This window comes from Pseudomonas sp. 4CAES_32.4, assembly GCF_058136335.1.
Genome location: NZ_CM176882.1, coordinates 2,976,864 through 3,002,414 on the forward strand (window position 1 = coordinate 2,976,864; position 25,551 = coordinate 3,002,414).

A 25,551-nucleotide genomic window follows, 5' to 3' on the forward strand; every position below is an offset into this window, starting at 1 on the left:
GTGGCGCAGTGCCACAAGTTCCCCGCAGCTACAAAAAAAAGCATAGCCGCAGTCAGAGCGGCAAGGATAACCGTAGCCATTCGCCCTGACACAGGCAAATGCAGGAAATTACTGCTAAAGCTGTAGGAAAAATGGATCCATGCCGTAGTTTTCGGGCAAACTCTCAGGTTTTCAACAGTTCGACAAGGCTGCCCCATGTCCTCTCCGTCTTCGGTTGATGAGCAACGGTTTCGTAAACTCCTGAGTCGCAACATCGGTCTGCCCTTGGGCGTCGGTCTGCTCAGTGCCGTGTTTTTCGTGTCGCTGATCACCTATTTGCTGTCGGTCATCCAATGGGTGGAGCACACCGACCGGGTGATCAATAACGCCAATGAAGCGGTGAAACTCACCGTGGACCTGGAAACCGGTATGCGCGGGTTCCTGCTCAGCGGCGACGAGCATTTCCTCGATCCCTACGAGACTGCCAAGCCGCGCATTGCGGTTGCGCTGAAAACCCTGACCGAACTGACGATCGACAACCCGGTGCAAACCGATCGCTTGCGTCGCCTTGAGGCGCTGCAGACCGAGTGGGCTAACTACGCGCAATCGATGATCGATCTGCAGCGAAGCAGTGGTGATTATCGCGGCGCGGTGAAGGCCGGGCGGGGCAAGCGCCTGACGGATGAGATCCGCAAACAGTTTGAAGACGTGATCGAAACCGAGCAGGTCTTGCGCACGACGCGCAATGAGGAAGTCCGTCGCACAACGATCTGGAGCATCAGCCTCTACCTGCTGTTTATCGCCGGTATCAGTGGCTTGCTGGCCTACATTGGCCGCCGTGACCTGCTCAATCTGTCGAGCAATTACAGCGCCAACCTCGCCGCGCAACTGGCCAGCGCCGAGCGTCTGGAAAAACAGGCGTGGCTACGCAATGGGCAGACACAACTTGCCGAACAAGTGCTGGGGCAACTGACCCTCAACCTGCTGGGCCGCAACATTCTGCAATTCTGTGCGCAATACCTCGGCACCGCTGTCGCGGCGCTGTATGTGCGTGAGGAGCACGGCGGCCTCAAACGCGTGGCGACGTATGGTTTCTCGCGCGAACAGGAAGAACAGGATCAATCGATTTACAGCGGCGAAGGCATCGTCGGCCAAGTCGCGCAGCAAGCGCGCCTGATTCGTCTGGATTCGGTGCCGGCCGATTACTTCAAAGTCAGCTCCGGCCTCGGCGAAGGCCTGCCGCACAGTGTGCTGGTGGTGCCCACCAGCGACGACGACCGCGTCAACGGCGTGATCGAACTGGGTTTCCTGCGTCCGCTGACCGAGCGCGACATCGACCTTCTCGAACTGATCGCCGGCAACATCGGCATGTCCATTGAAGCGGCGCGCTATCGCCAGCGTCTGCAGGAAGTGTTGGCCGAAACCCAACAGCTCAACGAAGAGTTGCAAGTGCAGCAGGAAGAGCTGAAAACCGCCAACGAAGAACTCGAAGAGCAGTCGCGGATTCTCAAGGAATCCCAGGCGCACTTGGAAACCCAGCAGGTCGAGCTGGAGCAGACCAACGAGCAGCTCGCCGAACAGGCGCAGACGCTGGCGGAACAGCGCGATGCGATGGATCTGAAAAACACCGAACTCAATCAGGCGCAGGTGCAACTGGAAGAACGCGCCGAAGAGTTGCAGCGCTCGAGCAAGTACAAATCCGAATTCCTCGCCAACATGTCCCACGAACTGCGCACGCCGCTCAACAGTTCGTTGATTCTGGCCAAGCTGTTGGCCGAGAACCCGCAGGACAACCTCAGCGCGGAACAGGTCAAATTTGCCGAATCGATTTATTCGGCGGGCAACGATCTGCTCAACCTGATCAACGACATTCTCGATATTTCCAAGGTAGAAGCCGGCAAACTGGAGGTGATTCCGGAGAACACCAGCGTCGCGCGGCTGGCCGAAGGTCTGCGCGGTGTGTTCGAGCCGCTGGCATCTGATAAACAGCTGACGTTCACCATTGATTTACAGCCGGGCGCGCCGGCCATGATGTTCACCGATCGCCAGCGCCTGGAGCAGGTGATCAAGAACCTGCTGTCCAACGCAGTGAAGTTTACCGAACACGGCACAGTCAGTCTGACCATCGCCGGGCAACCGGATGATCGCATTGCCTTCATCGTTCGCGATTCGGGCATCGGCATTGCTCAGGACCAGCAGGAAAGCATTTTCGAAGCCTTCCGTCAGGCAGACGGCACCACCAACCGCAAATACGGCGGCACCGGCCTGGGGCTGTCGATTTCTCGGGATCTAGCGACGTTGCTGGGCGGTTCGATCAGCGTTAGCAGCACGCCAGGGCAGGGCAGCGTGTTCACGCTGGTGTTGCCGTTGCAATACAGTGAGTCGGACGAGGCCTATGCCGCACCGCTGACGCTGACGCCTCCCGCCATAACCCCGGTGATTCCCGTTGTCACTTCGCCGGCTTCGACCGCGCCAGTGGTCATTCCGCGTTTCGCCGACGATCGTGGTAAAGCGCCGTTCGCCACCCGCTGCATTCTGGTGGTTGAAGACGAACCGAACTTCGCCCATATCCTCTACGACCTGGCCCACGAGTTGGGTTATCAGTGCCTGGTCGCTCACGGCGCGGACGAAGGTTATGACCTGGCCAAAGAATTCGTCCCGGACGCCATCCTGCTCGACATGCGCCTGCCGGATCATTCGGGCCTCACCGTACTGCAACGCCTGAAAGAACACGCCGAAACCCGGCATATTCCGGTTCACGTGATCTCCGTTGAAGACCGCGTCGAAGCCGCAATGCACATGGGCGCCATCGGTTATGCAGTCAAACCGACCACCCGCGAAGAGCTCAAGGACGTGTTCGCCCGTCTCGAAGCCAAACTGACGCAGAAGGTCAAACGCGTGCTGCTGGTCGAAGACGACGATTTGCAGCGCGAGAGCATTGCGCGACTGATCGGCGATGACGACATTGAAATCACCGCGGTCGGTCTGGCGCAGGACGCGCTCGAGCTGCTGCGTACGACGATCTACGATTGCATGGTCATCGACCTGAAGCTGCCGGACATGCTCGGCAACGACTTGCTGAAGCGCATGTCGACCGAAGACATTTGCTCGTTCCCGCCGGTCATCGTCTACACCGGGCGCAATCTGACCCGCGATGAAGAAGCGGAGCTGCGCAAGTATTCGCGCTCGATCATCATCAAAGGCGCTCGCTCGCCGGAGCGCTTGCTGGACGAGGTCACACTCTTTCTGCACAAAGTCGAATCGCAGTTGTCCCATGAACGGCAGAAGATGCTCAAGACCGCGCGCAGCCGCGACAAGGTTTTCGAGGGTCGCAAGGTGCTGCTGGTGGACGACGATGTGCGCAACATTTTCGCCCTGACCAGTGCCCTTGAGCACAAAGGCGCAGTCGTGGTGATCGGCCGTAACGGTCGCGAGGCGATTGATAAACTGAATGAAGTCGAGGACATCGACCTGGTACTGATGGACGTGATGATGCCGGAGATGGACGGTTTTGAAGCCACCATCGAAATCCGCAAGAATCCGCGCTGGCGCAAGCTGCCGATCATTGCGGTAACGGCCAAGGCCATGAAGGATGATCAGGAGCGCTGCCTGCAGGCGGGCGCCAACGATTACCTGGCCAAACCCATCGACCTTGATCGCCTGTTCTCGCTGATTCGCGTGTGGTTACCGAAGATGGAACGTATTTAGTGGAACGTAGCAGTCCGGCCGAACGAAGCAGCGAGATCGAATTACGCTTGTTGATCGAGGCCATTTACCTCAAATACAGCTACGATTTTCGCGATTACTCCGGCGCGTCGATCAAGCGCCGGGTGCAACACGCGCTGGGTCAGTTCGAGTGCGCAACCATTTCGGCGCTGCAGGAAAAAGTCCTGCACGACCCGACGGCGTTCATGCAGCTGCTGCAATTGCTGACGATCCCGGTCAGCGAGATGTTTCGCGATCCGTCGCATTTTCTGGCGATTCGCAAGGAAGTGGTGCCGTTGCTGCGCACCTATCCTTCGCTGAAGATCTGGATCGCCGGGTGCAGCACGGGCGAGGAGGTGTATTCGATGGCGATTCTGCTGCGCGAAGAAGGCCTGCTCGACCGCACGATCATTTATGCCACCGACATCAACCCGCGCTCGCTGGATAAGGCCAAGCAGGGGATTTTCTCCATGGAGAATGTCCGGGCTTACACCGCCAACTATCAGCAGGCTGGCGGTCAGCGCTCGTTCGCTGACTACTATACGGCTGCCTACGGTTACGCGATTTTCGACAAGAGCCTGTGCGAGAACGTGACCTTTGCCGATCACAGCCTGGCGACTGACAGCGTGTTCTCGGAAACCCAGCTGATCTCTTGCCGGAATGTTTTGATCTACTTCAACAAGAAGCTGCAGGATCGCGCGTTTGGCTTGTTCCATGAATCGTTGAGCCATCGCGGTTTCCTGGTGCTTGGCAGCAAAGAGACGCTGGATTTTTCCGGTTTTTCCAACCAGTTCGAGCCACTGGTGAAACAGGAACGGATTTACCGCAAATTATGAACGGCGCTACGGATTTACCTCGGATCGAGGCCGTTGTGATGGGTGCTTCCGCCGGTGGTGTGGAAGCGTTGCTGAGCCTGCTCGGGCCGCTGCGCCAGGGTTTTGTGTTACCGATCATTATTGTCTTGCACCTGCCGGAAGAGCGCCGCAGTCAACTGGCCGAGGTGTTTGCCCGGCGTCTGGCGATTCCGGTGTTGGAGGCCGTCGACAAACAGGATATCCAGCCCGGCACGGTGTATTTCGCCGCGCCCGGTTATCACCTGTCGGTGGAGGAAGATCGCAGTCTGTCGCTGAGTCTTGAGGATCGGCTGCACCATTCTCGACCGTCGATCGATTTCCTGTTTGAGTCCGCCGCCCACGTTTACGGTCCCCGATTGGCGGCTGTGCTGCTGACTGGCGCCAACCACGATGGCGCGAAGGGCCTGGCCGAAGTCAAACACTACGGTGGCCTGACCATCGTTCAGGAGCCCGGCGATGCGCAAGTCGCCACCATGCCGCTGGCTGCGCTGAAGCTTCAGCAGCCGGATCATGTCTTACCCATTCACGGCATCGGCCGTCTGTTAGTCGAGCTGGAACGAATCGCATGCTGAGTAATATCCAAGCCAAACTGCTGATCGTTGACGATCTGCCCGAGAACCTGTTGGCGCTCGAAGCGCTGATCAAGCGCGAAGACCGCACCGTCTATAAGGCGCTGTCGGCGGACGAAGCGCTGTCGCTGCTGCTGCAACACGAATTCGCCATGGCCATTCTCGACGTGCAGATGCCCGGCATGAACGGCTTCGAACTGGCCGAACTGATGCGCGGCACCGAGAAAACCAAGAACATCCCGATCATTTTCGTCAGCGCCGCTGGTCGTGAGCTGAACTACGCGTTCAAGGGCTACGAAAGCGGCGCGGTGGACTTCCTGCACAAGCCGCTGGATATCCACGCGGTCAAAAGCAAAGTTAACGTCTTTGTCGACTTGTACCGCCAGAGCAAGGCGATGAAGCAACAAGTCGAAGCGCTGGAGCAGGCCCGTCGAGAGCAGGAAGCGCTGCTGCAACAATTGCAGAGCACGCAACTGGAGCTGGAGCAGGCTGTGCGCATGCGCGATGACTTCATGTCGATCGTCGCCCACGAGGTGCGCACGCCGCTTAATGGTCTGATTCTCGAAACCCAATTGCGCAAGATGCACCTGGCGCGAGATAACGCTGCGGCGTTCACCCTCGACAAGATGCACGCGATGGTCGACCGCGACGAGCGTCAGATCAAAAGCCTGATCCGCTTGATCGAAGACATGCTCGATGTCTCGCGGATCCGCACCGGCAAACTCTCGATCCGCCCGAGCCGGTTCGACCTGGTGCAACTGGTGAGCACTCTGCTGCAGAACTTCGCGCAACAGATCGAAGCGGCGGAGACCGAAGTGTCTTTCACTGCGACTGAAGCAGTTGAAGGCAATTGGGACGAGTTCCGTATCGAGCAAGTGGTCTCCAATCTGATCACCAATGCCTTGCGCTATGGCGGTCGCAGCCCGATTCAAGTGCGCGTCTATCGCGAAGGCGACGAAGCGCGGGTTGAGGTGCAGGATCGTGGCATCGGTATCAGCGCCGAGAACCAGAAGCGTATTTTTCAACAGTTCGAACGGGTCTCCGCCAAGACGGTGGTCGCCGGTCTCGGCCTGGGTCTGTTCATTTCCGAGCAGATCGTCGCCGCCCATGGCGGCTCCATCGTCGTCGAGAGTGAAATCAACGAAGGCGCCCTGTTTCGCGTTTGTCTGCCAATTCAGGAAAACGGCAAATCCGACGCAACCTCTGAGTGACCACACGGTCGTATCAGCAGCTATTGACCGAACAAAGGCTTCCCATGAGCGTAGATGCGCAAGATGTAGTACTCGTCGTCGAAGACGAACCGGTTATCTTGATGGTGCTGGCGGATTATCTGTCGGGGCAGGGGTATCGCGTGCTGCAAGCGGAAAACGGCGAACAGGCGTTCGAGATCCTCGCCAGCAAACCGCACCTGGACATGTTGATCACTGATTTTCGCCTGCCGGGTGGCATCTCCGGCGTGCAGATCGCCGAACCTGCGGTAAAGCTGCGACCGGACCTGAAGGTCATTTTCATCAGCGGCTATCCGCAGGAAATTCGCGAGACCGGCAGCCCGATCACCCGCAAGGCACCGATCCTCGAGAAACCGTTCGATCTGGATGTGTTGCAGGAAAAGATTCAGGAACTGCTGGCCTGATCGACACGGACTGACGCAAATTTGTAGGAGCTGCCGCAGGCTGCGATCTTTTGATCTTTCAAGATCAACATCAAAGATCGCAACCTGCGGCAGCTCCTACAGTTGTTTCAGGGGTCAGTTCTTGATCATTTCCCGCACTTTGGCGGTCAGCAGATCGAAGGTGAACGGCTTGGTGATCATCTGCATGCCGGAATCGAGGAACCCGCCGCGTACCGCCGCGTGTTCGGCGTAGCCGGTGATGAACAGCACCTTCAAGCCCGGCCGGTATTGTCGGCCCACTTCCGCGAGTTGCCGGCCGTTCATGCCTGGGAGGCCGACGTCGCTGATCAGCAGATCGATGCGTTGCGTCGAGTTCAGGATCGGCACAGCGCCGTCAGCATCGCTGGCCTCGACGAACGCATAACCCAACTCACTGAGCACAGCGCTGACCAATATGCGCACGGCTGGGTCGTCCTCGACGATCAGCACGGTTTCACCATCCATTGCCTCGGGTGCCTGTTGAATGTCGGTGTCCGGCCCTGGCAGCTCTTCACCGCGAAAACGTGGCAGGTACAGTTTGACCGACGTGCCCTGATCGATTTCGCTGTCGATCGACACATGACCGCGCGACTGTTTGCTGAACCCGTAGATCATCGACAGGCCCAGCCCCGTGCCCTGGCCGATCGGTTTGGTGGTGAAAAACGGATCGAATGCGCGATTGATGACACTTTCCGGCATGCCGCTGCCGTTGTCGGTGACGCTCAACATCACATAATCACCGGGCTCAAGATTGCTATAGGCGTCGGTAAAATCGCGGCGCAACACTTGATTACTGGTCTCGACCACCAGTTTGCCGCCATCGGGCATGGCGTCGCGGGCATTGATCACCAGATTGAGCAGGGCGCTTTCCAGTTGATTGGGGTCGGCTTCGGCGACCCACAATTTGTCGTTCAGGCGCATGTCCAACTGGATGCTTTCGTTGAGGCTGCGTTCCAGCAATTCGCCCATCGACAGCACCAGGGTGTTCATTTGCACAGCTTTGGAGTCGAGCGACTGGCGACGGGAAAACGCGAGGAGACGATGAGTCAGACTGGCCGCGCGATTGGCCGAGGTCACGCCCAGATCGATCAGGCTGTCGAGATCTTCGGTGCGGCCACGAGCGAGACGTCGGCGCAATAATTCCAGGCTGCCGATAATCCCGGTCAGCATGTTATTGAAGTCGTGGGCGATCCCGCCGGTGAGCTGGCCGACCGCTTCCATTTTCTGCGACTGGCGCAGCGCTTCCTCATTGTGGCGAAGTTGCGCAGTACGTTCTTCGACCTGCTGCTCAAGGGTTTCCAGCGTCGATTGCAGGCGCCGTTCACTTTCACTCAGATCGATCAGCCGGTCACGGGCCTCGTATTGTCGTCGGCGCCCGCGCAAAGCGGCGGACACCAGACTGATCAGGGTCGCGGGATGAAACGGCCGTTCAAGAAACGTCACGTTGCCGAGCAAGTGACTGAGTTGCGAGGAGGGGCCTTGTTCCTGTCCGCCATGATGGGTCAGCAGCACAATCGGCAAGTCGGACCACGCCGGTTGCTGCTCCAGATGCAGAAACAGGCTTTCCAGTTCCTGACCGCGTAAGGCCTCGGCAGCGATCAACAACAAGCCTGCACCGAGTTCCAGCTCTTGGCACAACGGGCCAAGGCCTGGGGTGACCAGACCGCCGTAACCGGCCTCGTTGAGAATCATCAGGGCAATTTGGCTGTCGCGACCCACGGGCGCAAGAATCAGCGCCCGTTCGGCCAGCGGTACGGTGACCGTCACAAGAGCTCTTCCTTGAGCAGCGGATTGCTGGCGCCCAAGTAGGTCGGTACGCCGCGCAATACCCCCTGAAAGGCTTCCAGCGGTTCGCCAATGGTCATGCCCTGAGTGGAAATGCGGTATTCGCGAATGGTTGATTCGTGACTGCCGGTACGTTTCTTGATGATGGAAATCGCCCGCCGCACCTTGCCGATGGCCTCGAAGTAGCGCAACAGAATCACCGTGTCCGCCAGATAAGTGATGTCCACCGGCGCTTGCATATCTCCGACCAGACCATGCTGGGCAACGGTCATGAACGTCGCGGCACCCTTGCGGTTCAGGTAGAGCAACAGTTCATGCATGTGCAGCACCAGGGCGTTTTCCTCCGGCATCGCGGCTTGATAGCCGTTGATGCTGTCGATCACTACCGTCTTGATTTCGCCCTGATCGACGCAGCGGCGCACGCGGTGGGAGAACTCGCCGGGTGACAGTTCCGCAGCGTCGACCTGCTCGATCAGCAGGTTGCCAGTCGCTTGTAGCGCCGGCAGGTCAATGCCGATGTTGCGCATGCGCTCGAACAGCAGACCCAACTCTTCATCGAAAATAAACAGTGCAGCCTTTTCGCCGCGCTTGACCGCTGCTGCAGCGAAGATCATCGAGATCAGCGATTTGCCGGTCCCGGCCGGGCCGAGGATCAGCGTGCTGGAACCGGTCTCGATGCCGCCGCCGAGCAGGGCGTCCATTTCCGGAATGCCACTGCTCAGTTGCAGGCGTGCATAGTCGCCGCGATGTTCCGCCGCCACCAGACGGGGGAACACATGCACGCCGTCGCCCATGATGGTGAAGTCGTGAAAACCGCCACGGTACTTCTGCCCGCGGTACTTGATGACCCTGATCCGACGACGCTCGGCGCCATAGTTGGGCGTCAGCTCTTCCAGGCGAATCACCCCGTGGGCGACGCTGTGAACGGTTTTGTCGAGGGATTCAGTAGTCAGGTCGTCAAGCAGCAGTACCGTCGCTTCATAGCGTACGAAGTAATGCTTGATCGCCAGAATCTGCCGGCGATAACGCAAAGAGCTTTGCGCCAGCAAGCGGATCTCCGACAGGCTGTCGAGCACCACGCGAGTCGGCTTGAAGCGCTCAACCACTTCGAAAATCTGTTTGGTGGCTTCGCCCAATTCCAGATCGGAAGAGTAGAGCAAGCTCTGCTGGTGCTCGGCATTGAGCAGGCTTTCCGGGGGCGTCAGCTCGAATATCTCGATGTTCTCGTTAAGCTCCCAGCCGTGGGAAAGCGCCCCTTGGCGCAGTTCGCGCTCGGTTTCTGACAGGGTTATATACAAACAGCGTTCGCCGGCGCGGGCGCCAGCCATTAGAAAATGCAAAGCGCACGTCGTTTTGCCGGTTCCTGGTTCACCTTCGAGCAAAAACACATGCCCACGAGACAAGCCACCGGCCAGGATGTCGTCCAGACCTTCAATGCCGGTAGCGGCTTTTGCACTGATCAACGCATTGGATGTAGACAAAAAATGCCCTCTCATGACTAGGGGAAGCGAGGCTGCCAACTAAACCGGGCGACCTGAATTACTTGACCCTTGGCCGTGATGGCAGTTCCGATCTTTCTGCCGAAATGTGTCTGGATGTTGTTGCTTAGAGGCCTTGTTGCAGGGCCGGATCGTCCGGATTGAGCTGTTCGAGTTGCGCCAGCAATACCTGCACATTCTGCAATTGACCACTTTCTTTCCAGTAGTTGATCAACAGAACCCGCGCTTTGCGGTCAGCGGGGTGGCGCTGAACGATCTCCTGAAGTTGTTTTTGTGCGGCTTCCAGCTCTTCGGCGCTGTGCAGCGTCGTAGCGAGGTCGTAGCGATAATCCTTGTTGTCCGGCTCAAGTTCGACGGCTTTGGACAGGCCGAGCAGGGCATATTCGCGCTGACCGTGATGCAGCAACCACAGTCCGAGCGCGTGTTGCAGGTAAGCGGAATCGGGCTGGGCCTTGAGTTGCTGGGCCAGTAACTGGCGTGCGGCATCACTTTGGCCCTGGCGGTCGAGCACATCGATCTGCATCACCAACGCCTGCAGATTGCCGGGCTCCAGTCGCAGGGTATTGTCCAAGGCAACCTGGGCTTCTTTCAGTTCGACGTTATGTATATAAAGCCGCGCCAGTTGCGCGTAAGTCGCGGCGCTTTCCGGTTGGCCTTTGAGCACCTGCTCCCAGGCATCGATGCCTTGTTGCAATGGACCGAAATACAAGCCCAGCTCATCCGGCGTCAGACCGAGCAGGGCATTGATCGCGGCGAAACGTACGGTTTGATCTTCATCATCGAGCAGCGGCCCCAACAACAGGCTGCGCTGACCGCCGGGAACCAGGCCGATGACACTCTTTATCGCGGCAAGGCGCACTTCGGGGGCCTCGTTCTGCAAATCGGCATCGGCCAGCTTCAGGGCTTGCGGGCTCGGGTAGTTGGGAAGTTCGGCGTGCAGCCAGACACGCCGTTTCACCGACAGGTCCGGACGGCCCAATTGCTGATACAACTGACGCGCCGCGCCAGGCTCACCGGTGCGCGCGGCGGACAGTGCTTCGCTATAGCCATGCTTGATTGCTTCAGGCACAACCGGAGCCGTGCTGCGAAGGGACAACCAGCCAACGAGGATGACGAGTACCAGACCCAGGCTGATCAACAAATAGCGGCGTGACTGAGGCATGCGGTTTTCCGGAAACAGGCGTACTTGAGCAGAGCGGCAAGCTTCGGTCAGCTTGGGACCTGAGTCAAACCCAATGCCAGCGAATCGTCCTACGAGTCGCGTCGACTGTGAAACCCGTCAGGCTTTCGATGCAGTGTCTACGCTTGCAGGAGTCGTCAGAATGAGTGAGTCCATGCAAGCCCTGTTCAATTATTTCAAAGCGGTGATCCATCCCGGTCAGGCCGTTCTGCTGTTTGCCTTACGCACCATCGCGGCGGGGTTGTTGACCCTGTATCTGGCGTTTCTGTTTGATCTCGATCAGCCCAAGTGGTCGATCATGGCCGTGGTGATTGTCAGTCAGCCCTTGGCCGGCATGGCGCTGGCCCGCAGTTTCGGCCAAGTGATCGGCACCACCCTTGGCGCCGCAGTGGCGGTGCTGATCATGGCGATCTTCCCCCAGGCGCCGTTGCCGTTCATCACGACGCTGGCGTTGTGGCTGGCGCTGTGCACGGCGGGCGGGACTTTGCTGCGCTACACCAGTTCGCAAGCGTTTGTGCTCAGTGGCTACACCGCCGTGGTGGTCGCCTTGCTGGCGATTCCGGATCAGGACGGCACGTTTCTGCTGGCCGTCACGCGTGTCACGGAAACCTTGCTGGCTGTGGCGAGCGTTTGCGTGGTGAGCTTGCTGACGGCCCGACCGGAAGCCGTGGCCAAGGGATACTTCGCCAAAGTCGATCAGGTGATCAAACTGGTCGCCAATCATGCAGCGGCGGTGATTCGCACCGAAGAAAGCGAGGCCGAATTTCAGCGCAGACAAATGCAGCTTCTCGGTGAAATCAGTGCGCTGGAGGGGCTGCGCCGGCACTTGTATTTCGATGCGCCGCGTCTGCGCAGCGCGAACAACCTCGTGCTGCTGTTGGGCAACCAGTTGATGTTGCTGACCTCACGGTTGACCGCGTTGCGTCATCAGCGGCAATTGCTGACCGAGCGCTGGGAGGGGGACTTGCCGCTGGAAGTCCAGCGCCTGCGCGCCGAGGAACTCGCGTTGCTTGACCAATTGGCGGCGCAGGGCCGCTCGCTGCCCGCCGATGTTCGCCAGCGTTTCGTCACCCTGCAACAGCAGTTCGACGACCTCGCCTATGAAGCCGAGCAGCTGACCGAAGAGATGAGCGCCACCCTGCGCTCGCTGGCATGGGCGCTGCGCTGGGAGCAGGCGCGGCTGCTGCAGCAAATCGAGCAGATCCTGGAGTTGAGCGATGCCATTCAGGAGGGCCGCGAAGCCAGTTGCCTCCATCGCGGCCAGGCCAGCCCGCTGCACCTGGATTTCACCTTGGCGTCGATGAATGCCATTCGCGCATTTACCGCGTTATTGGTGGCCGGACTGATCTGGATCGAAACCGCTTGGGACGGTGCGCGGGGTGGAATGATCCTGGTGGGTATTCTCTGCTCATTGATGGCGACGTTTCCCCGACCGCTGATGGCGGCGCAGAGTTATGCGCGGGGATTGGGTCTGGCGCTGCTGGTGTCGGCGCTCTATCAATTCATGCTGGTACCGTCGGTCAGTGATTTCGAGCCATTAGCGTTGATGCTCGCGCCGTTGCTGTATGTCATCGCGGTGGGATTGGCGAGCCCTGCGACGGCCGGCATTGGCATGGGCCTGGGCCTGTCGAGTTTCCTGATGATCGGCCCGCAGAACGTCGGCACCGGGCAAAACACTGCGATCCAATGGTTCGAGTTTGCCGGGGCTTATGTCAGTGCCGCCATGCTGGCCCTGATTGTCTACGCGTGGATATTCCCGTTCCGCCCGGCGCTGCGTATTCGACGCTTGTATAACGAAGCGCGCGAGCAGGTGTATGAGCTGACCAAGACGCCAGCGACCGATGCCCAGCAATTCGCTTTTGAAAGCCGCATGGTTGATCGTCTGACCAGCATGCTCGGCTTGCTGCCGGCAGCCAATGAGCGAGGGATGCAGCAGCTTTATGAAATCAGTCTCGCCTGCGTGGCCGTTGGCGTGGCGATGCATCAACTTCGCCAGCAAGCGCAGAACAACACCTTGCTGACTGAGGCCTACAGTCAGCAATTGTCATCTGCCTTGCGCAAGACCGGGCGATTTGTTGCCGGTCGCACGGATGTAAGCCTGACACCATTGCTGGCCACGCTGCACGCCTTGGGCGATGAGCTGGATGATTTGCACGTCGCCAGCCACGAGCATGTGTGGTCGGTATTTCGTATGCGGGTAGCGCTGCTGATTGTCGTCTCATTCCTCGAGCGCCACGGCGAACATTTGCAGCCTGTTGTCCTGGAAGGAGAGCCAAGCCTTGCCCATTGATTTCGAAATCGGCGGTGTCTACCTGCCGCCCATTGCCCAGGCGCTGTTATTGGCCATACCGATATTCATGTTGCTGGATTGGGTTTTGCGGCGCGTGGGGGTGTTGCGCCTGGTCTGGCATGAGGCGTTGTTCGAGGGTGCCCTGTATGCCTGCGTTTGTGCCACGCTGATTTTGTTGATGGGAGCCTGAGGCCTTGAAAGTATTGATCGCACGCTTGACGACATTGGCTGTGGTGATTCTAGCCATCGTGCTTGGCTGGTTCGCCTGGGAGCATTACACCCGGGCACCGTGGACTCGGGATGCACGGGTGAGGGCGGATGTAGTGACCCTGTCGGCGGATGTCTCGGGGCGCATCGTCAGTCTTAAAGTGCAGGACAACCAGCATGTCGACAAAGGCCAGTTATTGATGGAGATCGACCCAGCGCGCTACCAACTGGCGGTGGAGCATGCGCGGCGTTCAGTCGAGGTGTCCAAAGCGACGCTCGGGCAGTCGCAAGCGGCGATTGTGGCCAGTGAAGCGTTGCTCAAGCAGCGGCAAAGCGAAGAGCGCCGGCGGCGCACGCTCAAACAGGGTTTTGCGATCTCCGGTGAAGAATGGGAAAAATCCAGCACCGATGTGGCGGTGGCGCAGGCTGATCTGCTGCGCAATCAGGCCAACCTCGGGCTCGCCGAAGCCAACGTGCAACTGGCAATTGCCGCACTGACTCAAGCCGAGTTGGATCTGCAACGCACCCGCGTCGAGTCGCCGGTCAGCGGCTACGTGACCAATTTGCTGACTCGTGAAGGTGATTACGCGGTGAGCGGTGGCGCCTTGTTGGCTCTGGTCGACAGCGATTCGTTCTACATCAGCGGCTACTTCGAAGAAACCAAACTGCCACGGATCGAAGAGGGTGATCGGGTTCGCGTCCAGTTGATGAGCGGTGAAACCTTCGGCGGCACCGTGCAGAGCATCGCGTTCGCCATCGCTGACCGCGAAAACGCGCCGGGCAGTCGTCTGCTGGCCAACATCAACCCGAGTTACACCTGGGTCAAACTCGCGCAGAGGGTGCCAGTGCGGATCGATATTGATAGCGACTATGCCGGGAAGAACCGCTTGCGGGCGGGTACGACCGCCACGGTAACCGTGCTGGAACAGCAAAAACCCCAAGAGCACCACTGACCCTGCTTTCTGTAGGAGCTGCCGCAGGCTGCGATCTTTTGATTCTGCTTTCAAAAACCAAGATAAAAAGATCGCAGCCTGCGGCAGCTCCTACATAAATTTTGGGGGGGCGAAAATTTGGGGAGGCACAAAAAAGCCCCGCGACCGAATGATACGCGGGGCAAAGAATTTGGTTGGTTGCGGCCAACCAAAGGAGCTCTTTAACAAACCATTACTGGCTGGCGACAGTCTCCGGTTGCCAGCCGCCGCCAAGGGCTTTGTAGATCGCGACAATGCCGCGATACAGATCGACTTCGGCCTGCGCTTGCGTGTCTTCAGCGTTCAGACGTTCACGCTGTGCGTCGAGCAGCACCAGGAAGTCCGTGGTGCCTTCGCGATAGCGAATTTCAGCTAGATCGGCAGCCTTGCGGCTCGATTCACTCTGACGGATCAGCGAGATCAGGCGTTGCTGACGTTTGCCGTAATCGCTGAAAGCGTTTTCCGACTCTTCGAGTGCCAGCAGCACTTGCTGCTCGTAAGTCGCCAGCGCGCCTTCGGCATCGGCATCGGCGCCGCGCAAGCGGGCACGCACACTGCCCAGATCGAACGCGGCCCAAGTGATGCTCGGGCCCAGCGCCCAGGCGTTGGCCGCCGAGGAACCGATCTGCGAACCGCGTCCGGCCGTCCAGCCAAGGAAACCGCTGAGGCTGACCCGTGGGAACAGATCGGCTTTCGCCACGCCGATGCGCGCCGTGGCCGAGGCCAGTTGGCGTTCAGCACTGAGGATGTCCGGGCGACGTTGCAGCAGCTCACCGGGATTGCCGATCGGCAAGGCCTTGGCAATCGCCGGCAAGTCTTTTGGACTCAGGTCGACGGTCAGCTTGTCCGGACGTTCACCGAGCAGGGTGGCGATACGGTTTTTCTGCCGAACCTGTTCTGCCTGCAACTGCGGCACGCTGGCTTCGACCGAGGCCAGACGCGCATCGGCACGTTCGACATCGAGTTGATCGCCGACGCCGGCGTCACGCAGGCTGATGGTGATCTTGCGCGACTCCTGCTGGTTGTTCAGGTTGGCCACGGCGATCTTTTCCCGCAACTGGGCGCCGCGCAATTGACCGTAAGCATCCACCAGTTCGGCAATCATGGTGACTTGCAACTGGTACAGATCGGCTTCGGCAGCTTGCTGGTCGGCGTCGCTGGCTTCCAGATTGCGCTGGATACGCCCGAACAGATCGAGCTCCCAAGCCATGTCCAAGCCGAGGTCGTAGCGTTCGCTATTGACCCGGTTGGTGGTCTGGCCAGGGATTTGCCCCTTGGCCAGATCACTGCTGGCGCGGCTGGTGATGGTCGGCATCGCATCGTTGCTGGCGTCGTCGCGGATAGCGCGGGCGGCCTTCCAGCGAGCGAACGCCACGCGCAGATCACGGTTGCCTTGCAGCGACTGGGTCACCAACTGGTTGAGGGTTGGGTCGTCGAACTGCTGCCACCAGATGCCTTCGAATTTCGAACGGTCGAAGTTCTTTTGCCCGGCGGCGCCATCGGTGGCGGCCGTGATGTTGGCCGCCTCCGTGGCTGGGGTCTTGTAGTCGGGGCCGACGGCGCAGGCGCTGAGGGCCAACACCAGCAGACTCGGCAGGAAGACTTTCAGACTCATTGTTGCGCCTCCAGTTTCAGAGCTTTGGCCGCTTTGCGGGCTTCACTGCGTTCAACAAAGTTGCGGATCAGTACGTAGAACACCGGTGTCAGCAACAGACCGAAGAAGGTCACCCCAAGCATCCCGGAGAACACCGCCACACCCATGGCATGACGCATCTCGGCACCGGCACCGCTGGAGAACACCAATGGCACCACACCCATGATGAACGCGAAGGAGGTCATCAGGATCGGCCGCAGACGCAGGCGGCAGGCTTCCAGTACCGCCGCGAGCGGGCCGAGACCTTCTTCCTGTTTGTCCTTGGCAAACTCGACGATCAGAATCGCGTTCTTACACGCAAGTCCCACCAGTACGATCAAACCGATCTGGGTGAAGATGTTGTTGTCACCGCCCGAGATGATCACGCCGGTAATGGCCGAGAGCAGGGTCATCGGTACGATCAGGATCACCGCCAGTGGCAGGCTCCAGCTTTCGTATTGCGCCGCGAGTACCAGGAACGCCAGCAGTACGCAGAGCGGGAACACGAACAGCGCGGTGTTGCCGGACAGAATCTGCTGATAGGTCAGGTCGGTCCATTCGTAGGTCATGCCGTTCGGAAGTTCTTCCTTGAGCAGTTTCTCGATGGCTTTTTCGGCCTGGCCGGAGCTGTAGCCTGGAGCTGCGGCACCGTTGATTTCTGCGGTGATGAAGCCGTTGTAGTGCATCACGCGATCCGGGCCCGAGGTGTCGCTGACCTTGATGAAGGTCGCCAGCGGAATCATTTCGCCCTTGTTGTTGCGTACTTTCAGCTGACCGATCTGATCGGATTCGAGGCGGAACTGCTGCTCGGCCTGAACGTTGACCTGATAGGTGCGACCAAAGCGGTTGAAGTCGTTGGCATACAGCGAACCCAGATAAATCTGCAGGGTGTCGAAGATGTCGCTGACGGCCACGCCGTGGGTCTTGGCTTTTTCACGGTCGATGGCGGCATCGACCTGTGGCACGTTCACCGTGTAACTGGTGAACAGGCCTGCCAGTTCCGGCACGTTGTGGCTCTTGTTGATGATGTTCATGGTTTCTTTGTACAGCTCGTCGTAGCCCAGGTTGCCCCGGTCTTCGATTTGCAGGCGGAAACCACCAATGGTGCCCAGACCTTGTACCGGCGGAGGCGGGAAGATCGCCATGTACGCTTCTTGAATGTTGGCGAACTGACCGTTCAGGGCCCCGGCGATTGCACCGGCGGACATGCTCGGGTCTTTACGCTCGTCGAACGGTTTCAGGGTCACGAACACGATGCCGGCGTTCGGGCTGTTGGTGAAGCCGTTGATCGACAGGCCCGGGAACGCTACGGCGCTTTCCACGCCTGGCTGTTTCAGCGCCATGTCGGACATGCGTTTGATCACGTCTTCGGTGCGATCCAGGCTCGAGGCGTCCGGCAGTTGCGCGAAGGCTACGAGGTATTGCTTGTCTTGGCCGGGTACGAAACCGGTCGGTGTATTGGAGAAACCGAAGAAGGTCAGCACCATCAGGCCTGCGTACAGCAGAAGGGCGATGCCACTGCTGCGGATAACCCGGCCCACCGTACCGACGTAGCCATGACTGGCGCGGTCGAAGAAGCGGTTGAACGGACGGAACAGCCAGCCACCGAAGATCTTGTCGAGCACCTTGGAGAAGCGGTCTTTCGGTGCGTCATGGCTTCTCAGCAACACAGCGGCCAGCGCTGGCGACAGGGTCAGCGAATTGAACGCCGAGATAACAGTCGAGATGGCGATGGTCAGTGCGAATTGCTTGTAGAACTGCCCGGTGAGACCGGAGATGAAGGCCGCCGGAATGAACACCGCACACAGCACCAGGGCCGTGGCAACGATCGGGCCGGTCACTTCACGCATCGCTCGTTTGGTGGCTTCGACCGGCGTCAATCCGAGTCCGATGTTCCGTTCGACGTTTTCCACCACCACGATGGCGTCGTCCACCACGATACCAATGGCCAGTACCAGTCCGAACAGCGACAGCGCGTTAAGCGAGAAGCCAAACAGGTGCATCACCGCAAACGTACCGATCAACGATACCGGCACCGCCACCAACGGAATGATCGAGGCACGCCAGGTTTGCAGGAACAGGATCACCACCAGAACCACGAGGATCAGGGCTTCGAAGAGGGTGTGAACCACCGCTTCGATCGAGCCACGCACGAAGATCGTCGGGTCATAGACGATGCTATAGTCCATGCCTTGCGGGAAGTTTTTCTTCAGCTCCTCCATCTTGCCGCGAACATCGTTGGAGATGTCGATGGCGTTGGAGCCTGGGCGCTGGAAGATCGGGATGGCCACTGCCGGCTGGTTGTCCAGCAACGAGCGCAACGCGTATTGGCTGGAACCCAACTCGACGCGGGCGATGTCCTTGAGGCGCGTGATTTCTCCGTCGTCGCCTGCGCGAATGACGATGTTCTCGAATTCCTCTTCGGAGACCAGACGGCCCTGAGTGTTGACCGACAGCTGGAAGCTCTGGGCATTCGGCGCAGGAGGCGCGCCCAATTGACCGGCAGCGACCTGACGGTTCTGTTCACGAATGGCGGTGACCACATCGGTCGCGGTCAGATTGCGCGAAGCGGTTTTGTTCGGGTCGAGCCAGACACGCAGCGAGTAATCGCCCATACCGAACAGTTGCACGTCACCGACACCGTTCAGACGCGCCAGCTCATCCTTGATGTTTAGGATGGCGTAGTTCGACAGGTAGAGCATGTCGTAGCGTTTGTCCGGCGAGGTCAAGTGCACAACCATGGTCAGGTCGGGCGAAGCCTTGTCGACGGTGATACCGATGCGCGTCACTTCCTCGGGAAGTTTCGGCTCGGTACGGGTCACCCGGTTTTGCACCTGCACCTGCGCGTTGTCCAGGTCAGTGCCCAGAGCGAAGGTGATGGTCAGGGTGATCTTGCCGTCGGCGGTCGACTGCGAGGACATGTACAGCATGTTCTCGACGCCGGTAATGGCTTGCTCCAGCGGAGCGGCCACGGTTTCACCGATGACTTTAGGGTTGGCACCCGGGAAGTTCGCACGGACCACTACGGTCGGTGGCACGACTTCCGGGTATTCGCTGATCGGCAACTGGAACAGCGAGATCGCGCCGGCGATCAGGATCAGCAGCGACAGCACCGCTGCGAAGATCGGCCGTGAAATGAAGAATTGGGAAAAATTCATCGGAGTTGTCGTCCCTTAACCGCGTGGGGTCGTGGCGGCCAGCTTCACAACCGCACCGGACGCGCCTTTGGCAGGGGCGACTTTAGGCAGGTTGCTGGCTTCCAGCGCTTGACGTTGTTGAGCGAGTGCCGCGATGGTTTGTTCGCTGGCCATCGGCACCACTTCTGGAGTGACCGGTGAACCAGGACGAACCCGTTGCAGACCCTTGACGATGATCGTGTCGTCCTTGTTCAGACCGGTGCGCACAATACGCAGGCCTTCGATTTTCGGGCCGAGTTCGACGGCGCGGTACGCGGTGTTGTTGTCCGCATCCATCACCAGCACGAACTTCTTGCCGAGGTCAGTACCAACGGCTTCGTCATTGATCAGCATGGCGTTGTAAGTGCCGCTACCAACCAGCTTCAATCGTGCGTACAGGCCCGGGGTGTAAGTGCCGTCGCTGTTGTCGAACACCGCACGACCACGGATGGTGCCGGTTTTCGGGTTGACCTGGTTGTCGACGAAGTTCATCTGACCAAGGTGCGGATTGCCGTCTTCGTTGGACAGGCCCATGTACACCGGGGTGGTTGCGCCGCGCTGACCGTTACGGGCCAGTTGCGTGTATTTGAGGAATACGCGCTCGTCAGCGTCGAAGTAGGCGTAGACGCGGTCGGTGGAAACCACGCTGGTCAATGGCGTGGTGTCGGCGGTGACCAGGTTACCGGCGGTGATCTCGGCACGGCTGACGCGGCCAGTGATCGGCGCGGTTACGCGGGTGAAGCTGAGGTTGAGTTTGGCCAGATCCAGTTGCGCTTGCAGGGCACCGACGGCGGCGCGGGCTTCTTGTGCAGCGCTGGTGCGCGAATCGGCCAGTTCGGCAGAAATCGCGTTGCTGGCACGCAGACGTTCACCGCGACCGGCTTCGTTTTCACTGCGGGTGGCATTGGCGCGGGATTGGGCGACCAAGGCTTCGAGGCGGCGAACCTCTGCCTGGAATGGACGCGGGTCGATCTGGAACAGCAGGTCGCCTTTTTTGACCAGAGCACCTTCGGTGAAGGCAACATCGTCGATCTGGCCGGAGACCCGTGGACGAATTTCAACAGTTTCCGGCGCTTCAAGACGTCCGGTGAATTCGTCCCACTCGTTGACCGGTTGCTCGATCACCTTGGCCACGCTGACTTTTGCAGCAGGCGGGGTGGCGGCAGTCTCCGGAGTCTTGCCGCAGGCGCTCATCACCAGTACGGCCAACAAGGCCAACGGGAAGCGCAAATGTTTGAGTGACTGTTCCATGGATGCATCCGCCAATGTATTGAAGATGGGCGGATGATGCTCGGCGGGGTGTGATGGCACGAATCGAATGAAGCAAAGATAACTATCATTCGGAATGATATAAGACCGAATCGAGCCCTCTAGCATGCACCTTTCGTTAGGGTGCTATCAATATCCATAATGAAAGTTTCATGATGGGCCGCGTGGCAGGCAACGGAAAAAGTCCGAATGCCAGAAACGAAGAGACGGCCATGAAGGCCGTCTCGATCAGCTAGATGCCGAGGTGTTTCAGTTGATGCCTTTGCGGTTCGCACCGAAGCGGTTCGGGCCCGGCTGGCTATCTTGTGCCAGGAACACGATGTTGACGATCGGTAGCAGCAACCACCAGCCGCTGCGATCCGTGTCGTGCATACGGCGGACACCGACGGCAATGCTCGGTACCAGCAGCGCCAGATTATAAAGAAGTTGCAGAACCCCGCCGGTTTGGAAAAAACCGTCAATGAAGCCCATGACAAACGCGACACCCATGTTGATCAGGAAGAACAACCAGTATTCACGACGCGTAGCACGACCATTGAATACCGCGTAGTTCTTCAATGCCTCAAGGTAAGGATTACCTGTTGTGATGGCAGGACCGCTTGCGTAGGACTGCTGTGCTGCCTGGGGTGCCTGAGGTGCGCCGCACTGAGGGCAGGCCAGCGCCAGCGTACTTATTTCTTTGGCGCAACCGCGGCAGAAAACCATGCTCATAATTTTTTCCCTAAAATTTATTCAATCGATAGACACAGCAAAACCAGCGCGGTAAGGCCAGACAAAATGATGCCGGCGATCGCGAGGTTTCTTCCTGAGTGTTTTTGGTTGATGCAAATGATGCCGCAGGCGAGACCGGCGATGCTGAAAAAGCCAACACCGAGGAGCGTGTCAGCGTCCCATTCGGAATCATCAAACAGCGTGAGTGCGCAGATGATTCCGAGGATCATCGAGACGATGGCCAGCCAGGGTACTTCGGCTTGCGTTTGCGGCACGAAGGCCTGTTGGCTGGCCCCGCACTGGGGGCAGGTGAGCGCCGATTCGTGTAGCTCCTTGGCGCAAGCACGACAATAGACCATTGCCATCGTTTTCCTTAACTGAGTTCGAAAGCCCGACTCTCCAGCGGTCGAGGCGGCGACAAAGTAAACTGTATTACCAGATTTGTCATTATCACTTTGCCATCATGGCTGTTATTTGGACGACACAGGCGCGCTGGATCGGCAGAATAGCCATGCAAGACAACCCATAGAGGGCACAGATCGAGTGCCCGCGATCAGCCAAGAGTAAAACGACGTTTAAATGAGTAATTCTACGACTACAACCGGCGGAAACTGGTACGCAGTGATTACCCTGGCCCTTGCCGCATTTGTGTTCAACACCACCGAGTTTGTGCCTGTCGGTCTGCTGAGTGCGATTGGCGGCAGCTTCGACATGTCGACGGCGCAGGTCGGCCTGATGCTGACGATTTATGCGTGGGTAGTGTCTCTGACTTCGCTGCCCATCATGCTGCTGACGCGCAACATCGAGCGGCGCCGGCTGTTGATCGTGCTGTTTGGGATGTTTATCGGCAGTCACATTCTGTCGAGTCTGGCGACCAATTTCGGTGTACTGATGGTGAGCCGTATCGGTGTGGCGTTATCGCATGCACTGTTCTGGTCGATCACGGCGTCGCTGGCGGTGCGGTTGGCGCCAGCGGGCAAGCAGGTTCAGGCCCTGGGGTTGCTGGCAACCGGTACTTCGCTGGCGATGGTGCTGGGAATTCCCCTTGGCCGGTTGCTGGGCGAGGCGATGGGCTGGCGCACGACATTTATCGTGATCGCAGCGTTCGCGGCCATGCTGGTTTTGTGTCTGGCGAGGGTTCTGCCGTTGCTGCCCAGCCAGAACTCCGGATCCCTTAAAAGTCTGCCTGTGTTGTTGAAGCGACCAGCGCTGGTGGCAATCTATTTCCTGACCGCCATGGTCGTGACCGCACAGTTCACCGCCTACAGCTACATCGAGCCGTTCATTCTGAGCGTGGCGGGCATGAGTGGCGAGATGGTGACGCTGATCCTGTTGTTATTCGGCGGCGCCGGTATTTTCGGTTCGCTGCTGTTCAGCTACCTGCACAGCTATAACCCTCAGCGCTTTCTGATTATCTGCGTGTCGTTGCTCGCTCTGTGCCTGGCCTCGTTGTTGCCCTTGAGCGGCAACGTCTCGTACCTCGGCGTGCTAAGTGTGTTCTGGGGCATGGCGATCATGGGGTTCGGGCTGGCGTTGCAGTCGAAAGTCCTGGTGCTGGCGCCCGATGCCACCGACGTGGCGATGGCGCTGTTTTCCGGGATCTACAACATCGGCATCGGCGGCGGCGCGCTCGTCGGGAGTTGGGTCGGCAGCCAGTTCGGCTTTGCTTATATCGGCGCTGTCGGCGGAATGCTGGCGGCGTTGGCGCTGGCGTTTTACTGCCTGTCGATTTATCGCTTCAGCCGGCCCCAGGCCGGCGTTTGAAAGGTATGGCTGCCCGCTTAATTCGCAGGCAGCTCAAGACTGTCCGGATCGCCAAAGAACATCTGAATCCGCGATCGTAACCAGCGCTCCCCCGGATCATTATCCTGCGAGCCGCGCCAAGCCATGTGCAGTTCGAACGTGCGCGTCGGCAACGGTGGATCTTCCGCCCGAACACCGCCGGCAGCCGTCAACGCTTCGGCGGTGTAATCCGGCACTGTCGCCACAATGTCGGTGCCGGCGAGCAACGTGCTCAAGCCATTGAACTGCGGCACCGCCAATACGACGTGGCGCTTGCGCCCGAGCTTCTCCAGTTCTTCATCGATGAAGCCACTGAGATCGCCAGCAAATGACACCAGCGCATGCGGTCGGGCGCAGTAATCATCCAGGCTCAGCGGCCCCGGCACGGTGTCGGCGCGCAGCAGTTTCGGCGCGCTGCGGCGCAAGACCTTGCGCTTGGCGTTGGCCGGCAAGTCGGTGGTGTAGCTGACACCGATGGATATCTCACCGGAGGCCAACAGGCCCGGCATCAATATGTAATTGACGCGACGGATCACCAGCACGATGCCCGGCGCTTCGGCGCGCAGGCGCTTGAGCAGCATCGGCAGCAGGGCGAATTCAACGTCATCGGACAAGCCGATGCGGAACACCGAAGTGCTGGTGGCCGGATCGAATTCCGCCGCGCGGCTGACTGCCGTGGAGATGGAGTCGAGGGCGGGCGAGAGCAGGGCGAAGATTTCCACCGCGCGGGCGGACGGTTCCATGCTGCGCCCGGTGCGGACAAACAACGGATCGTCGAACAGGCTGCGCAGGCGCGAGAGCGCCGCACTGATCGCCGGTTGACCGAGAAACAGCTTTTCCGCCGCCCGGGTCACACTGCGCTCGTGCATCAATGTTTCGAATACGATCAACAGGTTCAGGTCGACACGACGCAGGTCATTACGATTCATCTGGAGTCCTGGCAGAGTCATCAAGCTTGACGAGAGCGGCCATATGAGAACAATGGCCGGCATGAATCTTACGGGGAAAGGCTGGTACTCTGCACCGGAAAATTCAGCTTTACTGAGACGGTGGCAACAGTTTTTCATCGTTTTTGCCAATGCCGCCGCTGCTGCGGAATCAATGACAGGCATGTCGACTATTAATAGCCACTGATAGTCTTGGGTTAAAAGCCCAGATAGAGTTCATGGCATTAGAGGTTACTTTGACGAGGTTTGCGATGTCCCGCACGATCCGTTTTCACAAGTTTGGTCCGGCCGAGGTGCTCAAATGCGAAGAGCATGCGGCCGCTCAGCCAGGTCCTGGCGAAGTGCAGGTACGTGTCGAAGCGATCGGCATCAGCTGGTATGACACACTCTGGCGTCAGAACCTGGCCTCTTCTCAGGCACGACTGCCTGCGGGCCTTGGTCATGAGATGGCTGGCGTGATCACCGCTGTCGGTGACGGTGTCGATGATCTGGCAGTGGGCGACAAGGTCGCCAGTTTCCCGGCCGAGAGTGCGAACGATTATCCGGTCTACGGCGAGTCCATCGTGCTGCCACGTACCGCGCTGACCCGTTATCCAGACGTACTCAGCCCGATCGAAGCCAGCGTGCATTACACGCCGCTGTTGATCGCTTACTTTGCTTACGCCGATCTGGCACGGGTCAAACCGGGGCAATTTGCGCTGGTGACTGACGCCAGTCACTGCGCCGGCCCTTCGTTTGTCCAGTTGGGCAAGGCCATGGGCGTACGGGTGATTGCCGCCACCAAAGAGGCGGAAGAACGCGAATACCTGCTGTCCCTTGGCGCCGAAAAGGTGATTGTCACCGAGGAAGAAGATCTGCTGATGCGGATCAACAAGATCACCGACAATCGCGGCGTCGACGTGGTATTCGATGGCCTTGGCGGTCCACAGATGTCGTTGTTGGGCGATGTCCTGGCACCGCGTGGCAGCCTGGTGTTGTATGGCTTGCAAGGTGGCAACCAGACGCCGTTCCCGGCCTGTGCAGCGTTCCAGAAGAACATTCAGTTCTTCGTGCACTGTATCGGTAACTTCACCGGCAAGCCGGAGTTGGGCATCACCCAGGATCACGTCGCTCTGCAACGTGCGCTGCGTGACATCAACCAGTTGACGGCCGATCGCGTGCTGCTGCCACTCAAGACACGTGTGTTTGCGTTCAACGAGTTTGTCGAGGCTCACCGCTACATGGATGAATGTCCGTGTCGTGAACGGGTTGCCCTGCAAGTCGAACCGGCCTGATTCCGAACCGGTTACCCAAGAGTCCGTGATCTCACGGACTCTTTTGCGTTTAATCCCCCCTGAAAACGA

The 25,551-nt window shown here is 59.0% G+C and carries 19 protein-coding genes; 10 read left to right on the top strand and 9 right to left on the bottom strand.

Translation table 11 applies throughout. The features are described 5' to 3' along the window. Nucleotides 1-195: 195 nt before the first annotated feature. The 5 genes from AC3Y64_RS13330 to AC3Y64_RS13350 are packed head-to-tail and all read left to right on the top strand — an operon-like array spanning nucleotide 196 to nucleotide 6,740. Nucleotides 196-3,687 (top strand): response regulator, encoded by a 3,492-nt coding sequence (locus AC3Y64_RS13330; protein ID WP_489987821.1) that lies wholly within the window; start codon nucleotides 196-198, stop codon nucleotides 3,685-3,687. Continuing rightward, the gene (locus AC3Y64_RS13335; protein ID WP_489987822.1) at nucleotides 3,687-4,520 is read left to right on the top strand and encodes a CheR family methyltransferase; all 834 of its coding nucleotides are present in this window, start codon (nucleotides 3,687-3,689) and stop codon (nucleotides 4,518-4,520) included. The genes AC3Y64_RS13330 and AC3Y64_RS13335 overlap by 1 nt, the downstream gene beginning before the upstream one ends. Then, on the top strand, nucleotides 4,517-5,110 hold the full coding sequence (locus AC3Y64_RS13340; protein WP_489987823.1) for a chemotaxis protein CheB: 594 nt from the start codon (nucleotides 4,517-4,519) through the stop codon (nucleotides 5,108-5,110). The genes AC3Y64_RS13335 and AC3Y64_RS13340 overlap by 4 nt, the downstream gene beginning before the upstream one ends. Then, a complete protein-coding gene (locus AC3Y64_RS13345) occupies nucleotides 5,104-6,318 on the top strand; it encodes a hybrid sensor histidine kinase/response regulator (protein ID WP_158959548.1) in 1,215 nt (404 codons plus the stop codon). The genes AC3Y64_RS13340 and AC3Y64_RS13345 overlap by 7 nt, the downstream gene beginning before the upstream one ends. Before the next feature lie 44 nt (nucleotides 6,319-6,362). Further along, on the top strand, nucleotides 6,363-6,740 hold the full coding sequence (locus AC3Y64_RS13350; protein WP_158959547.1) for a response regulator: 378 nt from the start codon (nucleotides 6,363-6,365) through the stop codon (nucleotides 6,738-6,740). Between the two features lie 114 nt (nucleotides 6,741-6,854). Here AC3Y64_RS13350 and AC3Y64_RS13355 read toward each other — a convergent pair whose 3' ends face one another. From AC3Y64_RS13355 to AC3Y64_RS13365, 3 genes are all read right to left on the bottom strand, one after another. Continuing rightward, nucleotides 6,855-8,525 (bottom strand): ATP-binding protein, encoded by a 1,671-nt coding sequence (locus tag AC3Y64_RS13355; RefSeq protein WP_489987824.1) that lies wholly within the window; start codon nucleotides 8,523-8,525, stop codon nucleotides 6,855-6,857. Further along, nucleotides 8,522-10,024, bottom strand: coding sequence for an ATPase domain-containing protein (locus AC3Y64_RS13360; protein ID WP_489987825.1), 1,503 nt, complete (start codon nucleotides 10,022-10,024; stop codon nucleotides 8,522-8,524). Before AC3Y64_RS13360 ends, AC3Y64_RS13355 begins: the two co-directional genes overlap by 4 nt. Nucleotides 10,025-10,148: 124 nt before the next feature. Next, a complete protein-coding gene (locus tag AC3Y64_RS13365; protein WP_489987826.1) occupies nucleotides 10,149-11,204 on the bottom strand; it encodes a HEAT repeat domain-containing protein in 1,056 nt (351 codons plus the stop codon). A gap of 172 nt (nucleotides 11,205-11,376) precedes the next feature. On the opposite strand from AC3Y64_RS13365, the gene AC3Y64_RS13370 reads away from it, so the two are divergent. The 3 genes from AC3Y64_RS13370 to AC3Y64_RS13380 are packed head-to-tail and all read left to right on the top strand — an operon-like array spanning nucleotide 11,377 to nucleotide 14,672. Then, the gene (locus tag AC3Y64_RS13370; RefSeq protein WP_489987959.1) at nucleotides 11,377-13,512 is read left to right on the top strand and encodes an FUSC family protein; all 2,136 of its coding nucleotides are present in this window, start codon (nucleotides 11,377-11,379) and stop codon (nucleotides 13,510-13,512) included. Further along, nucleotides 13,502-13,702 (top strand): DUF1656 domain-containing protein, encoded by a 201-nt coding sequence (locus AC3Y64_RS13375; RefSeq protein ID WP_489987827.1) that lies wholly within the window; start codon nucleotides 13,502-13,504, stop codon nucleotides 13,700-13,702. Before AC3Y64_RS13370 ends, AC3Y64_RS13375 begins: the two co-directional genes overlap by 11 nt. Nucleotides 13,703-13,706: 4 nt before the next feature. Continuing rightward, nucleotides 13,707-14,672 (top strand): HlyD family secretion protein, encoded by a 966-nt coding sequence (locus tag AC3Y64_RS13380; protein WP_489987828.1) that lies wholly within the window; start codon nucleotides 13,707-13,709, stop codon nucleotides 14,670-14,672. Between the two features lie 211 nt (nucleotides 14,673-14,883). On the opposite strand, the gene AC3Y64_RS13385 is transcribed toward AC3Y64_RS13380, so the two are convergent. The 5 genes from AC3Y64_RS13385 to AC3Y64_RS13405 form a co-directional block, all read right to left on the bottom strand. After that, nucleotides 14,884-16,305, bottom strand: coding sequence for an efflux transporter outer membrane subunit (locus AC3Y64_RS13385; protein ID WP_489987829.1), 1,422 nt, complete (start codon nucleotides 16,303-16,305; stop codon nucleotides 14,884-14,886). Further along, the gene (locus AC3Y64_RS13390) at nucleotides 16,302-19,481 is read right to left on the bottom strand and encodes an efflux RND transporter permease subunit (protein WP_489987830.1); all 3,180 of its coding nucleotides are present in this window, start codon (nucleotides 19,479-19,481) and stop codon (nucleotides 16,302-16,304) included. Before AC3Y64_RS13390 ends, AC3Y64_RS13385 begins: the two co-directional genes overlap by 4 nt. Before the next feature lie 15 nt (nucleotides 19,482-19,496). Continuing rightward, nucleotides 19,497-20,750: a multidrug efflux RND transporter periplasmic adaptor subunit MexE gene (gene mexE / locus AC3Y64_RS13395; RefSeq protein WP_158959540.1), complete on the bottom strand. Its 1,254-nt coding sequence runs from the start codon at nucleotides 20,748-20,750 to the stop codon at nucleotides 19,497-19,499. Between the two features lie 267 nt (nucleotides 20,751-21,017). Continuing rightward, nucleotides 21,018-21,479 carry a DUF805 domain-containing protein gene (locus AC3Y64_RS13400; RefSeq protein ID WP_158959539.1) on the bottom strand — a complete coding sequence of 154 codons (462 nt, stop codon included), beginning with the start codon at nucleotides 21,477-21,479 and terminating at the stop codon, nucleotides 21,018-21,020. Between the two features lie 17 nt (nucleotides 21,480-21,496). After that, nucleotides 21,497-21,844, bottom strand: coding sequence for a DUF4190 domain-containing protein (locus tag AC3Y64_RS13405; protein ID WP_489987831.1), 348 nt, complete (start codon nucleotides 21,842-21,844; stop codon nucleotides 21,497-21,499). A 214-nt stretch (nucleotides 21,845-22,058) separates the two neighbouring features. Between AC3Y64_RS13405 and AC3Y64_RS13410 the strand changes: the two genes are divergently transcribed. Further along, on the top strand, nucleotides 22,059-23,243 hold the full coding sequence (locus AC3Y64_RS13410; RefSeq protein WP_489987832.1) for a sugar transporter: 1,185 nt from the start codon (nucleotides 22,059-22,061) through the stop codon (nucleotides 23,241-23,243). Between the two features lie 17 nt (nucleotides 23,244-23,260). Here the strand turns inward: AC3Y64_RS13410 and AC3Y64_RS13415 are convergent, their stop codons facing one another. Further along, entirely contained in the window at nucleotides 23,261-24,190 is a 930-nt protein-coding gene (locus AC3Y64_RS13415) for a LysR family transcriptional regulator (protein WP_122595888.1), read from the bottom strand. Nucleotides 24,191-24,459: 269 nt separating this feature from the next. On the opposite strand from AC3Y64_RS13415, the gene AC3Y64_RS13420 reads away from it, so the two are divergent. Further along, nucleotides 24,460-25,482, top strand: a complete 1,023-nt coding sequence (locus AC3Y64_RS13420; RefSeq protein WP_489987833.1) for a zinc-dependent alcohol dehydrogenase family protein — start codon at nucleotides 24,460-24,462, stop codon at nucleotides 25,480-25,482. The last annotated feature ends 69 nt before the right edge of the window (nucleotides 25,483-25,551 follow it).

Coding starts and splice junctions, on each gene's coding strand:
- AC3Y64_RS13330 (WP_489987821.1), top strand. CDS start 196: ATGTCCTCTCCGTCTTCGGTTGATGAGCAACGGTTTCGTAAACTCCTG.
- AC3Y64_RS13340 (WP_489987823.1), top strand. CDS start 4,517: ATGAACGGCGCTACGGATTTACCTCGGATCGAGGCCGTTGTGATGGGT.
- AC3Y64_RS13345 (WP_158959548.1), top strand. CDS start 5,104: ATGCTGAGTAATATCCAAGCCAAACTGCTGATCGTTGACGATCTGCCC.
- AC3Y64_RS13350 (WP_158959547.1), top strand. CDS start 6,363: ATGAGCGTAGATGCGCAAGATGTAGTACTCGTCGTCGAAGACGAACCG.
- AC3Y64_RS13365 (WP_489987826.1), bottom strand. CDS start 11,204: ATGCCTCAGTCACGCCGCTATTTGTTGATCAGCCTGGGTCTGGTACTC.
- AC3Y64_RS13370 (WP_489987959.1), top strand. CDS start 11,377: ATGCAAGCCCTGTTCAATTATTTCAAAGCGGTGATCCATCCCGGTCAG.
- AC3Y64_RS13385 (WP_489987829.1), bottom strand. CDS start 16,305: ATGAGTCTGAAAGTCTTCCTGCCGAGTCTGCTGGTGTTGGCCCTCAGC.
- AC3Y64_RS13390 (WP_489987830.1), bottom strand. CDS start 19,481: ATGAATTTTTCCCAATTCTTCATTTCACGGCCGATCTTCGCAGCGGTG.
- mexE (WP_158959540.1), bottom strand. CDS start 20,750: ATGGAACAGTCACTCAAACATTTGCGCTTCCCGTTGGCCTTGTTGGCC.
- AC3Y64_RS13400 (WP_158959539.1), bottom strand. CDS start 21,479: ATGAGCATGGTTTTCTGCCGCGGTTGCGCCAAAGAAATAAGTACGCTG.
- AC3Y64_RS13405 (WP_489987831.1), bottom strand. CDS start 21,844: ATGGCAATGGTCTATTGTCGTGCTTGCGCCAAGGAGCTACACGAATCG.
- AC3Y64_RS13410 (WP_489987832.1), top strand. CDS start 22,059: ATGAGTAATTCTACGACTACAACCGGCGGAAACTGGTACGCAGTGATT.
- AC3Y64_RS13415 (WP_122595888.1), bottom strand. CDS start 24,190: ATGAATCGTAATGACCTGCGTCGTGTCGACCTGAACCTGTTGATCGTA.
- AC3Y64_RS13420 (WP_489987833.1), top strand. CDS start 24,460: ATGTCCCGCACGATCCGTTTTCACAAGTTTGGTCCGGCCGAGGTGCTC.